12 protein-coding genes are annotated in these 15,076 nt (G+C 63.8%); 10 read left to right on the forward strand and 2 right to left on the reverse strand.

What is annotated here, in order from left to right; all coding sequences use genetic code 11:
- Nucleotides 1–68: 68 nt before the first annotated feature.
- The 9 genes from B5J99_RS14355 to alr all read left to right on the forward strand — a co-directional run bounded on the left by B5J99_RS14355 (nucleotide 69) and on the right by alr (nucleotide 11,957).
- A complete protein-coding gene (locus B5J99_RS14355) occupies nucleotides 69–1,595 on the forward strand; it encodes an acyl-CoA carboxylase subunit beta (protein WP_117352762.1) in 1,527 nt (508 codons plus the stop codon).
- Between the two features lie 129 nt (nucleotides 1,596–1,724).
- Nucleotides 1,725–2,159, forward strand: coding sequence for a methylmalonyl-CoA epimerase (gene mce / locus B5J99_RS14360; protein ID WP_117352763.1), 435 nt, complete (start codon nucleotides 1,725–1,727; stop codon nucleotides 2,157–2,159).
- 226 nt (nucleotides 2,160–2,385) lie between these two features.
- Nucleotides 2,386–3,168 (forward strand): enoyl-CoA hydratase-related protein, encoded by a 783-nt coding sequence (locus B5J99_RS14365; RefSeq protein WP_117353528.1) that lies wholly within the window; start codon nucleotides 2,386–2,388, stop codon nucleotides 3,166–3,168.
- Between the two features lie 22 nt (nucleotides 3,169–3,190).
- Nucleotides 3,191–5,329 carry a methylmalonyl-CoA mutase gene (gene scpA / locus B5J99_RS14370; RefSeq protein WP_117352764.1) on the forward strand — a complete coding sequence of 713 codons (2,139 nt, stop codon included), beginning with the start codon at nucleotides 3,191–3,193 and terminating at the stop codon, nucleotides 5,327–5,329.
- Nucleotides 5,326–6,438 (forward strand): biotin synthase BioB, encoded by a 1,113-nt coding sequence (bioB, locus tag B5J99_RS14375; RefSeq protein WP_236823460.1) that lies wholly within the window; start codon nucleotides 5,326–5,328, stop codon nucleotides 6,436–6,438. Before scpA ends, bioB begins: the two co-directional genes overlap by 4 nt.
- Nucleotides 6,439–6,464: 26 nt before the next feature.
- Complete coding sequence (locus B5J99_RS14380) at nucleotides 6,465–7,301, forward strand: alpha/beta hydrolase (RefSeq protein ID WP_117352765.1); 837 nt, start codon at nucleotides 6,465–6,467, stop codon at nucleotides 7,299–7,301.
- Nucleotides 7,280–9,277 (forward strand): acetyl-CoA carboxylase biotin carboxylase subunit, encoded by a 1,998-nt coding sequence (locus tag B5J99_RS14385; protein WP_117352766.1) that lies wholly within the window; start codon nucleotides 7,280–7,282, stop codon nucleotides 9,275–9,277. The genes B5J99_RS14380 and B5J99_RS14385 overlap by 22 nt, the downstream gene beginning before the upstream one ends.
- A 24-nt stretch (nucleotides 9,278–9,301) precedes the next feature.
- Complete coding sequence (locus B5J99_RS14390) at nucleotides 9,302–10,909, forward strand: MFS transporter (RefSeq protein ID WP_117352767.1); 1,608 nt, start codon at nucleotides 9,302–9,304, stop codon at nucleotides 10,907–10,909.
- Between the two features lie 22 nt (nucleotides 10,910–10,931).
- Nucleotides 10,932–11,957 (forward strand): alanine racemase, encoded by a 1,026-nt coding sequence (gene alr, locus B5J99_RS14395; RefSeq protein WP_117352768.1) that lies wholly within the window; start codon nucleotides 10,932–10,934, stop codon nucleotides 11,955–11,957.
- A gap of 132 nt (nucleotides 11,958–12,089) precedes the next feature.
- On the opposite strand, the gene B5J99_RS14400 is transcribed toward alr, so the two are convergent.
- Nucleotides 12,090–13,262, reverse strand: a complete 1,173-nt coding sequence (locus tag B5J99_RS14400; RefSeq protein WP_117353529.1) for an acetyl-CoA C-acetyltransferase — start codon at nucleotides 13,260–13,262, stop codon at nucleotides 12,090–12,092.
- Between the two features lie 50 nt (nucleotides 13,263–13,312).
- Nucleotides 13,313–14,203 carry an alpha/beta fold hydrolase gene (locus B5J99_RS14405; protein WP_211337830.1) on the reverse strand — a complete coding sequence of 297 codons (891 nt, stop codon included), beginning with the start codon at nucleotides 14,201–14,203 and terminating at the stop codon, nucleotides 13,313–13,315.
- Nucleotides 14,204–14,426: 223 nt separating this feature from the next.
- Between B5J99_RS14405 and phaR the strand changes: the two genes are divergently transcribed.
- Nucleotides 14,427–15,014, forward strand: a complete 588-nt coding sequence (gene phaR, locus B5J99_RS14410) for a polyhydroxyalkanoate synthesis repressor PhaR (RefSeq protein ID WP_054134966.1) — start codon at nucleotides 14,427–14,429, stop codon at nucleotides 15,012–15,014.
- Nucleotides 15,015–15,076: the final 62 nt, after the last annotated feature.

The raw sequence follows: 15,076 nt of genomic DNA on the forward strand, positions 1-15,076 counted from the left end.
TTTAACATTTGCGCCCATGCCCAAAGGCTGGAAAGGAAGCGTACCGATTTTCAGACAAGAGGGATGCGATGCAGGCCATATTGGAAGAGCTCGCCGAGCGGCGCGAGAAAGCGCATCTGGGCGGCGGCGAAAAGCGGATTGCCGCGCAGCACAGCAAGGGCAAGCTCACCGCACGCGAGCGCATCGACGTGCTGCTCGATCCGGGCAGCTTCGAGGAACTCGACATGTATGTCGAGCACAACTGCGTCGATTTCGGCATGCAGGACCAGATCATCCCCGGCGATGGCGTGGTCACCGGATCGGGCACGGTCAACGGTCGCCTCGTGTTCGTGTTCAGCCAGGATTTCACCGTGTTCGGCGGTTCGCTGTCCGAACGGCACGCGCAGAAGATCTGCAAGATCATGGACATGGCGCTGAAGGTCGGCGCGCCGGTGATCGGCCTCAACGATTCCGGCGGCGCGCGCATCCAGGAAGGCGTGGCAAGCTTGGGCGGCTATGCGGAAGTGTTCCAGCGCAATGTACTCGCCAGCGGCGTCGTGCCGCAGCTTTCGCTCATCATGGGCCCGTGCGCAGGCGGCGCGGTCTACTCGCCCGCGATGACCGACTTCATCTTCATGGTGAAGGATTCGAGCTACATGTTCGTCACCGGCCCCGATGTGGTCAAGACCGTGACCAACGAGGTGGTGACGCAGGAAGAGCTTGGCGGCGCGGTGACGCATACCGCCAAGTCGGGCGTCGCCGATGTTGCGTTCGACAATGACATCGAGGCGCTGCTGGCTGCGCGCGATCTGATCGATTACCTGCCGCTGTCGAACCGCGAAGTACTGCCCGAGCGGCCAACCGCCGACCCGTTCGACCGGATCGAGAACAGCCTCGACACGCTGATCCCGGCCAACCCGAACATGCCCTATGATATGCACGAGCTGATCAAAAAGACCCTCGACGAGGGCGAGTTCTTCGAGATCCAGCCGGCGCATGCGGGCAACATCATCACCGGCTTTGGCCGCATCGAGGGCCGCACTGTGGGCGTCGTCGCCAACCAGCCGATGGTGCTGGCAGGCTGTCTCGACATCAACTCGTCGAAGAAAGCCGCGCGCTTCGTGCGCTTCTGCGATTGTTTCGACATCCCGATCATCACCTTTGTCGACGTCCCCGGCTTCCTGCCCGGCGTGGCGCAGGAGCACAGCGGCATCATCAAGCACGGTGCGAAGCTGCTGTTCGCCTATGCCGAGGCGACCGTGCCCAAGATCACCGTCATCACCCGCAAGGCCTATGGCGGCGCCTATGACGTGATGGCCTCAAAGCACCTGCGCGGCGACCTCAACTACGCCTGGCCCACCGCCGAAATCGCGGTGATGGGGGCCAAGGGCGCGGTCGAGATCATCTTCCGGGGCAAGACGCCCGAGGAAATTGCCGAGCGCACCAAGGAATACGAAGCACGCTTCGCCAACCCGTTCGTGGCCGCATCCAAGGGCTTCATCGACGAGGTGATCATGCCGCATTCGACCCGGCGTCGGATCGCGCTGGGGCTGCGCAAGCTGCGGAACAAGAGCCTGGCGAACCCGTGGAAGAAGCATGACAATATTCCGCTTTGATTGCTTTTGATTGCGTATTTTCCCGTCACCCTGAACTCGTTTCAGGGTCCATTTCTCCGGATGAAGCCAAGCGCGCGACGAGAAATGGGTGCTGAAACAAGTTCAGCATGACGGAAGTGGAGCAAGTGTATGAAACTAGGCCGTCTCAACCATATCGGCGTCGCTACGCCCTCGATCGCGGACAGCATCGTGTTCTACCGCGATGTGATGGGAGCGACCAAGATCCACGAGCCGTTCGACCTGCCCGAACAGGGGGTGAAGGTGTGCTTTGTCGATACGCCCGGAGCCGACGGCGCGCTCAATGGCACGCAGATCGAGCTGATCGAGCCGCTGCCGGGCAATGCTTCGATCGCGGCGTTTCTGGAGAAGAACCCGAACGGCGGACAGCATCACGTCTGCTATGAGGTGCCCGATATTCACAGCGCAAAGGCGGAGTTTGAAGCGCTTGGCAAGCGGGTGCTGGGCGAGCCTCGTATCGGTGCGCATGGCACGTTGATCTTCTTCGTGCACCCCAAGGACATGGGCGGGGTGCTGACCGAGATTATGGAGACGCCGCAACACTAAACCTTCTCCCTTGATGGGAGAAGGATATGGAGCCTTGTCGGCGCAGCCGGCTAGGCGCAGTTGGATGAGGGTGAGAGGTGGCAAGGTGACGCTAACGTTGCTGACACCCTCACCCCGCTTCGACTAGGCAGCAAGCTGCCAAGTCTGCGCAACCCTCTCCCATCAAGGGAGAGGGAAGGGCGGCCTCTCCCATCAAGGGAGAGGGGTAAGGATAAGGGAGAGAATGATGACCTACGAAACCATAAAGCTCGATATCGCCGACCAGATCGCCACCATCACGCTGAACGTGCCCGAGCGGCTCAATGCCTGCTCGCTGCCGATGGCGGGCGAGATCAACGATGCGCTGGATCACCTCGGTGATGCGCGCGCGCTGGTGATCACCGGTGCGGGCAAGGGTTTCTGTTCGGGCGCTGATTTGTCCGGCGGGCGTGACAGCTCGATCTCGGGCGGGCAAGGCAGCTACAAGGCGCTGACCCAGCATTACAACCCGATGCTGCTCAAGCTGCATCGGCTGCACATCCCGACGATCAGCGCGGTCAATGGTCCAGCAGCAGGCGTCGGCTGCTCGATCGGCCTCGCGCCCGATTTTGTCGTGGCGAGCGAAAATGCGTATTTCCTGCAGGCGTTCGTCAACATCGGTCTGGTGCCCGATGGCGGCGCGAGCTGGATGCTCACCCGGCTGATCGGCAAGGCGCGCGCCACCGAGATGATGATGCTGGGCGAAAAGATCCCCGCCGCCAAGGCGCACGACTGGGGCATGGTCTACAAGGTGGTCGAGCATGACAGCCTGATCGACGAGGCGATGGCGCTGGCCAAACGTCTGGCGTCGATGCCGACCGTCGCGCTCGGCATCATGCGCAAGAACCTCGTCGAGGCGCTCGAATGCGACTTCGCCACCGCGCTGACCCGCGAGGCCGAAGGACAGAAGATCGCAGGCGACACCAACGATGCACGCGAAGGCGCGATATCCTTCCTGCAGAAGCGCAAGCCCAATTTCACCGGCAGCTGATCAGACACACGGGACCGATAGAATGACCGACACACCCAAAATCGCCGACTGGCAGGCTCTGGCCGAAAAGGAGGTCAAGGGACGCGATCTTACCTGGCAGACGCCCGAGGGGATCGCGGTCAAGCCGCTGTACACGGCGGACGATGTGTCGGTCGATCCCGGCCTGCCCGGCTTTGCGCCGTTCACGCGCGGCGTGCGCGCGAGTATGTATGCGGGCCGCCCCTGGACGATCCGGCAATATGCCGGTTTCTCGACCGCCGAAGAGTCGAACGCCTTCTATCGCCGCAACTTGGCCGCCGGACAAAAGGGGCTTTCGGTCGCGTTCGATCTGGCGACGCACCGCGGCTATGACAGCGACCATCCGCGCGTTACCGGCGATGTCGGCAAGGCGGGCGTAGCGATCGACAGTGTCGAGGACATGAAGATCCTGTTCGACGGCATCCCGCTCGACAAGATGTCGGTCTCGATGACGATGAACGGCGCGGTTATCCCGATCCTCGCGTTCTTCATCGTTGCGGGCGAGGAGCAGGGCGTCGACCGCAAGCTGCTCGATGGGACCATCCAGAACGACATCCTCAAGGAGTTCATGGTCCGCAACACGTATATCTACCCGCCCGAGCCTTCGATGCGGATCATCTCTGACATTTTCGGCTATACCAGCCGCGAGATGCCCAAGTTCAACAGCATCTCGATCTCGGGCTATCACATGCAGGAAGCCGGCGCGACGCAGGTGCAGGAGCTCGCTTTCACCATCGCCGATGGCATGGAATATGTGAAATACGGCGTGGCTTCCGGCCTCGACATCGACAAGTTCGCCGGGCGGCTGTCGTTCTTCTTCGCCATCGGCATGAACTTCTTCATGGAGATCGCCAAATTGCGCGCCGCGCGCGTGCTGTGGCATCGGGTGATGACCAGGCTGGGCGCGCAGGACGAGCGTTCCAAGATGCTGCGCACCCATTGCCAGACATCGGGCGTGTCGCTGACCGAGCAGGACCCTTACAACAACGTCATCCGCACCACGATCGAGGCGATGGCCGCGATGCTGGGCGGAACACAATCGCTGCACACCAATGCGCTCGATGAAGCCATCGCGCTGCCAACAGATTTCTCCGCGCGCATCGCCCGCAACACGCAGATTGTCATTCAGGAAGAAACCGGGATGACCAAGGTGGTCGATCCGCTGGGTGGCAGCTACTATATCGAAAGCCTGACGCAGGAACTGGTCGACAAGGCGTGGGAGATTATCGAGCGGGTCGAGAGCGAAGGCGGCATGGCCAAGGCCGTGGCGGCGGGCTGGCCCAAGGCGATGATCGAGGAAGCTGCCGCCGGACGGCAGGCACGGGTCGATCGCGCCGAGGATGTCGTCGTCGGGGTGAACAAGTACCGGCTGCCGAGCGAGGACCAGCTCGATACGCTCGATGTCGACAACGCCAAGGTCCGCGAAGGCCAGGTTGCGCGGATTGCGTCGGTCAAGGCATCGCGTGATGCGGCGGCGTGCCAGGCGGCGCTCGATGCCCTGCGCGAAGGCGCCAAGGGCGATGGCAACTTGCTGGCGCTTGCGGTGGATGCGGCGCGTGCGCGCGCGACTTTGGGCGAGATCAGCCAGGCGATGGAGGACGTGTTCGGCCGCTATGCCACCGTGCCGACCCCGGTAAAGGGCGTCTACAGCGCGCCCTATGTCGACGATGGCCGCTGGGCGCAGGTGGTCGAGGGCGTGAAAGCGGTCGAACGCCGACTGGGCCGCAAGCCCAAGCTGCTCGTCGCCAAGATGGGGCAGGATGGGCACGATCGCGGTGCGAACGTGATCGCCTCAGCGTTCGGCGACCTCGGCTTCGAGATTGTCTCGGGGCCACTGTTCCAGACCCCCGAAGAGACCGTCGTGCTGGCGCTCGAAAGCAATGTCGATGTCGTCGGAGCCTCCTCGCTTGCTGCCGGGCACAAGACCCTGATCCCGTCACTGATCGCTGGCCTCAAAGAGGCCGGGCGCAACGACATCAAGGTGATCGTTGGCGGCGTGATCCCGCCGCAGGACTACGACTTCCTGCGCGATGCGGGCGTGCAGGGGATCTACGGCCCCGGATCGAACGTCGTCGAATGCGCGGCGGACGTGCTGCGTCTGCTCGGCCACAACATGCCACCCCTTCAGGAAGCAGCAGAATGAATGATCTTACAACCCGGTCCCCTGCGAAGGCAGGGGCCCATCACCTGAACTCACCCCTTAGTGCAGCGCTTGCCGGACGCTCTGGAGATGGGCCCCTGCCTGCGCAGGGGTACACCGGCCAGAGCCGGTGTAACTGGACCCGCGAAGAGATCACCGCGCTGTTCGACCTGCCGTTCAACGACCTGATGTTCGAGGCGCAGACCGTTCACCGTGCGGGCTTCCCGCGCAACGAGGTGCAGCTCTCGACCCTGCTGTCGATCAAGACCGGCGGCTGCCCCGAGGATTGCGGCTATTGCAGCCAGTCCAAGGATGCCGACAGCGGCGTCAAGGCGACCAAGCTGATGGATGTGCAGGCGGTGCTGCAGGCAGCGGCGCAAGCCAAGGATCACGGCTCGGGCCGGTTCTGCATGGGCGCTGCGTGGCGCAACCCCAAGGACAAGGACATCCCCAAGCTTGCCGCGATGGTCAAGGGCGTGCGCGAGATGGGAATGGAAACCTGCATGACGCTGGGGATGCTCACTGCGTCGCAGGCCAAACAGCTCGCCGATGCGGGTCTCGATTACTACAACCACAACATCGACACCGCGCCGGAAAACTACGCCAACGTCATCACCACCCGCACCTTCGAGGACCGGATGGAGACGCTGGACAATGTGCGCTCGGCGGGCATCAACGTGTGCTGCGGCGGTATTGTCGGCATGGGCGAGACCCGGTCCGACCGTATCGGCTTCATCCATGCGCTCGCCACCATGCCGCACCCCGAAAGCGTGCCGATCAATGCGCTGGTCCCGGTCAAGGGCACGGTGCTGGGCGACATGCTCGCCGATACGCCGCTCGCCAAGATCGACGAGATCGAGTTCGTCCGCACCGTCGCGGTTGCGCGCATCACCATGCCGCGCTCGATGGTGCGCCTCAGCGCGGGCCGTGAGAGCATGTCCGAAAGCTGCCAGGCCTTGTGCTTCATGGCCGGCGCGAACAGCATCTTCACCGGAGACAAATTGCTCACCGCGCCCAATGCCGGCGACGACAAGGACGGGGCGCTGCTCTCCAAACTGGGCATGAAGGCGATGGCCGCGCAGCCGCATGGGCACCTGGAGGCGGCGGAGTGATTTCTCGCCTGCTATGCCTGCTTCTGATGGCACTCACCTGCGCTGCATCCGCCGCCGCGCAGCCGGTGCCGATCACCATTGGCGAGACGCACACGCTCGCGTCGAAGCCGCTGGCGCAGGCGCGGGTGGTCAACGTCTATCTGCCCGCCGATTACGCAACATCGGCCAAGACCTACCCGGTGCTGTATCTGATCGACGGCGGGCTGGATCAGGACTTCCTGCATATCGCCGGAACCAGCGCGCTGGGTGCACTCTGGGCACGGTCGCAGGATGTGATCGTGGTTGGCATCGCCACCATGGACCGCAGGCGCGAGCTGACCGGGCCGACGCAGGATGCTGCGCTGATCAAGGAGTTTCCGACCGCTGGCGGCTCGGCGGCGTTCCGCGCGTTCATCCGCGACGAGGTCATGCCGATGGTGGCCAAAAGCTATCGCACATCGGGCGAAACCGGCGTCATCGGGGAATCGCTCGCCGGGCTGTTCATCGTCGAAACCTATCTCAACGAACCCGACTTGTTCGATCATTACGCCGCGATCAGCCCCAGCCTGTGGTGGGATGACGAGCGGCTCGCCAAGGCTTCGGCCGCGCTGTTGGCCAAGCCCACCGCGAAGCCGCACCGGCTGTATCTGACGATCGCCGACGAAGGCCGCGAGATGCAGACGGGGGTCGACCGGCTCACCGCGGCGCTGGGTGCCAGCAGCCGCAGCGGCCAGAGCTGGTGCTATGCGCCGCGTCCCGATCTGACCCACGCCACCATTTACCACACCGTCTCGCCTGAGGCGCTTCAATACCTCTTCCCAACCGCGGTCGAGCAAGACCCAAAAAGTGGATTCGATCTATCATGCCAATCACCAAAATCCTGATTGCCAACCGCGGCGAGATCGCCTGCCGGGTTATCCGCACCGCCAAGAAGATGGGCATCAAGACCGTGGCCGTCTATTCGGATGCCGATGCGCGCTCGCCGCATGTCGAGATGGCGGATGAAGCCGTGCACATCGGCCCTTCGCCTGCCGCGCAGTCCTACCTGCTCGCGGACAAGATCATCGAGGTGTGCAAGCAGACCGGCGCCGATGCGGTGCATCCGGGCTATGGATTCTTGTCCGAACGCACCAGCTTTGCCGAGGCGCTGAAGGCAGCGGGCATCACTTTTATCGGCCCCCCTCCGGGCGCGATCGCCGCAATGGGTGACAAAATCGAATCGAAGAAGTTGGCATTGCAGGCGGGCGTCAACGTCGTGCCCGGCTTTGTCGGCGAGATCGACGATACCGAGCATGCGGTGCGGATCGCAGGCGAGATCGGCTATCCGGTGATGATGAAGGCCTCGGCAGGCGGCGGCGGCAAGGGCATGCGGCTCGCCTATAACGAGCAGGATGTGCGCGAGGGCTTCGAGGCGACCAAGCGCGAAGGGCTAAACAGCTTTGGCGATGACCGCGTGTTCATCGAGAAGTTCATCCTCCAGCCACGGCATATCGAGATCCAGGTACTGGGCGACCAGCACGGCAACATCGTCTATCTGGGCGAGCGCGAATGCTCGATCCAGCGGCGGCACCAGAAGGTGGTCGAAGAAGCGCCATCGCCGTTCGTCACGCCGGAAATGCGCAAGAAGATGGGCGAGCAGGCGGTCGCGCTGGCACGCGCGGTGGGTTATTACAGCGCCGGCACGGTCGAGCTGATCGTATCGGGCGCGGACACCACCGGCGACGGTTTCTACTTCCTCGAGATGAACACCCGGCTTCAGGTCGAGCATCCCGTGACCGAACTGGTCACCGGGCTCGATCTGGTCGAGCAGATGATCCGCGTCGCCAATGGCGAGCCGCTGGCTTTCACGCAGGACGAGGTGACACTGACCGGCTGGGCGGTGGAAAACCGGGTGTACGCCGAAGACCCCTATCGCGGCTTCCTGCCCTCGATCGGACGGCTGGTGCGCTACAATCCACCCAAGCAGAAGAAGGGCGTGCGCGTCGATGACGGCGTGGAAGAGGGCGGGGAGGTCTCGATCCACTACGATCCGATGATCGCCAAGCTGATCACTTATGGCGATACGCGCATCGAGGCGATCGACCGTCAGATCAAGGCGATCGACCGCTTCGAGCTCGAAGGCCCCGGGCACAATCTCGATTTCGTCTCGGCGCTGATGCAGCATCCGCGCTTCCGCTCGGGCAACATCACCACCGGCTTCATCGCCGAGGAATATCCTGACGGTTTCCACGGCGCTCCCGCTTCGCCCGAGCTGCTGCAGCGGCTCGCCGCGATCGCGGCGTTCATCGCGACCGCCGAAGCCGATCGCGCGCTGCGGGTCAGCGGCCAGCTGGGCAACCGGCTGACCCCGCCGTCCGAATGGCGCGTGCGCCAGGGCGATGTCGCGATGGAGGTTTCGGTCAGCGAGGATGCGATCGTGGTCGATGGCGAGGTCGTCGACATGGCGATGGGCTATACCCCCGGTGACCGGATGGCGATTGCCGATTTCGGTGACGAGGATGTGTCTGACGAGCTCGCGGTCAAGGTGCTGCGCACCCGCACCGGCTTTGCGCTGACCGCGCGCGGCGCACAGCATCGTTTCGAGATTCTGCCAGCGCATGTTGCGCAGCATGCCCGCCACATGATCGAGAAGGTCCCGCCCGATCTGTCGCGGTTCCTGCTGTGCCCGATGCCCGGCCTGCTGGTGAAGCTGCACGTTGCCGAAGGCGACAAGGTGCAGCCGGGCCAGCCGCTGGCGATTGTCGAGGCGATGAAGATGGAGAACATCCTGCGCGCCGAAAAGGCGGCCACGGTCAAGACGATCAGCGCTGCCGAAGGGGATAGCCTTGCCGTCGATGCGGTGATACTCGAACTCGAATAAGGGACGCATTTGGGGAGATGCTGGATGACCGCAACGGTCGCAGCGGACGGGGACATCATGACGCCGAGCAAGTCGGAAATCCGGCTGGTGATCGGCGCATCATCGCTTGGCACCATTTTCGAATGGTATGACTTTTTCATCTACGGCACGCTGGCCGCGATTATCGGGCGCACGTTCTTCCCTAGCGGAAACGTGACGCTGGAGACATTGCTGGTGTGGGCGGGCTTTGCCGTGGGCTTCGGATTCCGTCCACTGGGCGCGATCCTGTTCGGCTTCCTGGGCGACCGGCTGGGGCGCAAATACACCTTTCTGGTGACGGTGACGCTGATGGGGATCGCCACCGCAGGCGTCGGCCTGATCCCGTCGGCCGACACCATCGGCATTGCCGCGCCGATCATCATCATCCTGCTGCGCATTTTGCAGGGGCTGGCGCTGGGCGGCGAATATGGTGGCGCGGCTATCTATGTCTCCGAACATGCCCCACCTGAAAAGCGCGGGTTCTACACCAGCTTCATCCAGGCGAGCGTTGTCGGCGGCTTCGTGCTGAGCCTCATCGTGGTGCTGGGCTGCAAGGCGATCATGAGCGAGGAACTGTGGAACGACTGGGGCTGGCGCGTGCCGTTCCTGCTGTCCCTGTTGCTGCTCGCGGTATCGCTCTGGATGCGGCTCAAGCTGTCGGAAAGCCCGGTATTCAAGGCGATGAAGGCTGGCGGCGAGCTTGCCGGCAATCCGTTCGTCGAAAGCTTTACCTATCCCGGCAACAAGAAGCGGCTGTTCGTCGCGCTGTTCGGCATCGCCGCGGGTCTCACCGTGATCTGGTATACCGCGATGTTCTCCGCTTTGTCGTTTCTCAAGGGTCCGATGCGGGTCGATGACACCGCGGCCGAGATCATCGTCGGCGGCGCGGCCTGCATCTCGATGCTGTTCTACATCTATTTCGGGTCGCTCTCGGACAAGCTCGGGCGCAAGAAGCCGATCGTCTGGGGCTATGCGCTGACCCTGGTGCTGGTGTTTCCGCTGTTCTGGCTGATCGGCAGCGTCGCAAACCCTGCGCTCAACGCCGCGATGGAACGCGCGCCGGTGGTGATCTCGGGCCCCGAATGCAGCTATTCGCCGTTCGCCAAGGAGCAGGAGACCGATTGCGGCAAGCTGCTCGCGCAGTTCACCGCCAAGGGTGTCGGCTATACGCTGAGCGAAGGCCCGCGCGTCGCGGTCAAGATCGGCGATACGGTGGTGAGCGATACCAGCAGCGCGGGCGTCGATGCCGCGCTGGCAGCGGCGGGCTATGACTTCACCCCGCGGGTGCCACCCGCACTCAGCATTCTCGTGATCGTGATGGCGCTGGCGGGGCTGGGCGCGCTGTCGGCTGCGACTTATGGTCCGGTGGCAGCGTTGCTGTCCGAAATGTTTCCGCCGCGCATCCGCTACAGTTCGATGTCGATCCCCTATCATTTCGGTACCGGCTATTTCGGCGGCTTCCTGCCGTTCATCGCCAGTTTCATCATCGCCAAGACGGGCAATCCCTATTCGGGGCTGTGGTACACCTGGGGCGTGGTGCTGATGGCGTTCGTGGTCAGCATGATCTGGCTGCAGGAAACGCACAGGCCGGGAGTGGAGCCGGAACATCTCTGACATCGCAGATATCGGTGCGAACATGCGGCTGGTGCTGGACGGCGGCGCGCTAGCGGCCAACTGGCGCGCGCTCGATGGACTGAGCGGACGGGCAGCGGCGGGCGCGGCGGTCAAAGCCGATGGCTATGGCCTTGGCGCGCGCGAGGTCGTTGCGCGGCTGGCGGCTGCGGGCTGCCGCGACTTTTTTGTCGCGCACTGGGCCGAGGCACAGGCTCTGGCCGGGCTGGTCGACCCGGCGCGCATCGCGGTGCTGCATGGCATCGCGCCGGGGGAAGAGGCGGTGGCGCTGGCAGCCGGCGCGGTCCCGGTGCTCAACAGCGCCCAGCAGATCGCGCGCTGGCGGGCGATGGGCGGCGGCACCTGCCACGTCATGATCGACACCGGGATGTCGCGGCTGGGGCTCGATTGGCGCGACGATGTCGCCGGGCACTGCGCAGGGCTCGATATCGATCTGTGTCTCAGCCACCTCGCCTCTGCCGATGAGGACAGCGCGCAGAACGGGGCGCAGCGACTGCGGTTCGATCAGGTGCGCACCGGAGTGACCGCCCGCCGCTACAGCCTTGCCAACAGCGCCGGGATATCTCTGGGCCACGGCTATCATTTCGATTGCACCCGGCCCGGGCTGGCGCTGTATGGCGGAGTGCCGGTTGCGGCGCTTGCCGATGTGATCCAGCCGGTGATGCGGATCGAGACCCGGGTTCTGCAGGTGCGCAAGGTGCAGGCGGGCGACAGCGTCGGCTATGGCGCGACCTTCACCGCGTCGCACGAGATGCGGACTGCCACGCTGTCACTGGGCTATGCCGATGGCTTCAAGCGCGCGCTCTCATCGCTTGGCGGCTTTGTCAAAGACGGTATCCGGCTGCCCTTGCTTGGGCGCGTGTCGATGGATCTCACCTGCATCGATATCAGCGCCGCGCCCGATCTGGGCGAAGGCGACTGGATCTCCGCCGATCTGGTGTTGCCTCAGGCCGAAGCCGCGACCGGGATCAGCCAGTATGAATGGCTGACCCAGATCGGACGGCGGTTTGACCGGGTGTGGGTGGACTGAATTCGAACCCAATCCCGACCTTGATCGTCACCCCCGCGAAAGCAGGGGTCCCGCTTCAGTGCTGCGGTCAGCGAAGGCAGCGGGATTTCCGCCTTCGCGGGAATGACGAGGACTATCGGGCGAGGTGGTTGTTCAGCGCTCGATGCAGACCGCGATGCCCATGCCGCCGCCGATGCACAAAGTCGCCAGGCCCTTTTTCGCGTCGCGGCGCGCCATTTCGTAGAGCAGGGTGGTGAGCACGCGCGCACCGCTGGCGCCGATCGGATGGCCGATGGCGATCGCGCCGCCGTTGACGTTCACCTTCTCGGGGTCCCAGCCCATTTCCTGCGTCACCGACAGCGCCTGCGCGGCGAAGGCCTCGTTCGATTCGATCAGGTCGAGATCCTCGACGCTCCAGCCCGCCTTGGCGAGTGCGCGGCGGCTGGCCGATACCGGGCCGATCCCCATGATCGAAGGGTCGACGCCCATCGAGGCCCAGCACGCGATGCGGCCCAGCGGGGCAAGTCCGCGCTTGGCGGCGTCTTCCTCGCGCATCAGCACCAGGGCGGCCGCGCCATCGTTGAGGCCGCTGGCATTGGCAGCGGTGACGGTGCCGTCCTTCTTGAATGCGGGCCTGAGGCCTGCGACGCTTTCATAGGTCGCGCCGGCGCGGATATACTCGTCGTCGGTGACCGTGACATCGCCCTTGCGGCCCTTGATCGTAACGGGTGCGATCTCGTCCATGAAGCGGCCATCGGCGCGCGCCTTTTCGGCAAGGTTCTGCGAGCGCACGGCAAAACGGTCCTGCGCCTCGCGGGTAATCTGGTACTTCTCGGCCAGGTTCTCGGCGGTGATGCCCATGTGATACTGGTTGAACACATCGGTCAGGCCATCATACACCATCGTGTCGACGAGCTTCATGTCGCCCATCTTCTGTCCGGCGCGCAGCATCTGGGCGTGCGGCGACATCGACATGTTTTCCTGGCCACCCGCGACGATGATATCGGCATCGCCATTGGCGATCGACTGGAAGCCCAGCGCGACCGCGCGCAGACCCGATCCGCAGACCTGGTTGACGCCATAGGCGGGCACCTCCTTGGGGATGCCAGCGTTGATCGAGGCCTGGCGCGCAGGGTTCTGGCCCTGGCCTGCGGTGAGCACCTGGCCGAGGATCACCTCTGACACCTCCTCGCCGGTGATTCCCGACTGCGCAAGCGCCGCCTCGATCGCGATGCGGCCGATCTCGTGCGCGGGGGTTGCGGCATAGGCACCCAGAAAGCTGCCCACGGGGGTCCGCTTGGCGGCGGTGATGACGATGCTGGACATGGTGATGGTCTCCATCTGGCGGGATTGTGTGGGGAGGAAGGACTTGCCCCCTAGTTAGGCGCTTCGTGTGACAGAATCCAATCTTTCAGCATCGGCCACAGCCTGTGCGGCGCGCTGCTGCCCACCACCATGCCGACATGCCCAGAGGCCAGCACCTGCCGCCCGGGAAGATCGGGCGAACAGGCAAGCGGGACGATGGCATCGCTGGCCGAGGCCAGTTCGAGTACCGGACCACGCACGTTCGCCGCATTGATGGGCACGCCGCTCACCGTCCATGCGCCTTGCCCCGTGATGTCGGCCCCATAAAGCTGCTCGAACAGCTGCTCGCCCAGCGCGAAGGGCAGGGGCTCGCCGCCATTGGCCCAGTCCTCCACCGCCACGAAACGCCGGGCCGGCCCGCTGTCGGGCTCCATCGCGCCGAAGTTCATGTATTTCTCGATCAGCTTGTCGGGCGAAAGCGTCCAGAAGCCATGCTGCATCACCTCCATCGGCACCAGGCCCATAGCCTCGCAGGCGGGCCGGTGATGCGCCCACATCCGGCCAAGCTCGGTGCGGCGCTGCGGATCATAGCCGCTGAAGTGCCAGGGCGTGGCGATCAGCGTCAGGCTGCGGACATCGGCATGGCATGCTGACGCGAGCGCGATCAGCCCGCCAAGGCAATAGCCCACAAGATGAACAGGGCCAGGCAGTTGGGATAGCAGCGGCAGCAACCGATCCATGGCTAGGGTATCGAGCGTGTCGCCCCGATCGCATGGCGTGGTCACCCCCCAATCGACCAAAGCTGAGCTCAACCCCTGATCCCCCAGCCAGCCCATCAGCGAACATTCGGCGTCCATGTCGAGCACATGCGGCGCGTTGATCGGCGAAGGGACGAAGATGATTCGCGGATGCTCATCCGATCCGGACGCGGCCGTTGGAGATCCTGCGGCGCTGCGCAGCATCGTCTTTCCGTGCTGCAGCAAAACCTTCCCGGGTGGTCGCATGTAGCCGCGATCGGCGCGTGCATAACGGTCAAGCGCCTGCAAAAGCTGAAGCAGACGGGCCGGGTTGTCCGCAAGCTGCTGGCGGGCAAGCGCAAGGAAAAGCGGCAAGGGGCGGGGCGCATGTTGCAGTGCACTATGATGCGGTGCTACAGTGTCGCAGCTTTTATCGGGAGATGCGCGCATGGCCAAGACTGGCACCTCGGATTCGGATGATGTCATCATCATCAAAAAATACGCCAACCGCCGTCTGTATAACACCCGGTCGTCGAGCTATATCACGCTCGACTTCTTGGCCAAGCTGACGCGCGAAGGCAAGGATTTCCAGGTTGTCGATGCCAAGACCGGCGATGATATCACCCACAACATCCTGACCCAGATCATCATGGAAGAGGAATCGAGCGGCCAGCAGATGCTGCCCGTCGGTTTCCTGCGTGAGCTGATCTCGATGTACGGCAATTCGATGCAATCGATGATACCGCAATATCTCGAAGCCTCGATGGATGCCTTCCGCAAGAACCAGGAAAAATTCCAGAGCGCGATGGAAGGCAGCATCAAGAACAGCCCGTTTGCGCAGCTGGCACGCCAGAATCTGGCGATGTTCGAAGCGGCATCGAGCGCCTTCAACCCGCGCAAGGACAAGGCCGGCGCTCCCGGCGTGCCGCAAACGGCGCCTGCGCCATCCTCGTCCTCGGACGATGAAATCGCCGCGCTCAAGGCCCAGCTTTCGGCCATGCAGCGCAAGATCGACGATCTGGTCGACAAGAAATAGGCACGACAGCGCCGGTGCCAAACGGGTGATTGCGCGAACGTGCGCGCTCGCCTAGGCACGCG

The organism is Blastomonas fulva (assembly GCF_003431825.1).
Taxonomy (GTDB): Bacteria; Pseudomonadota; Alphaproteobacteria; order Sphingomonadales; family Sphingomonadaceae; genus Blastomonas; species Blastomonas fulva.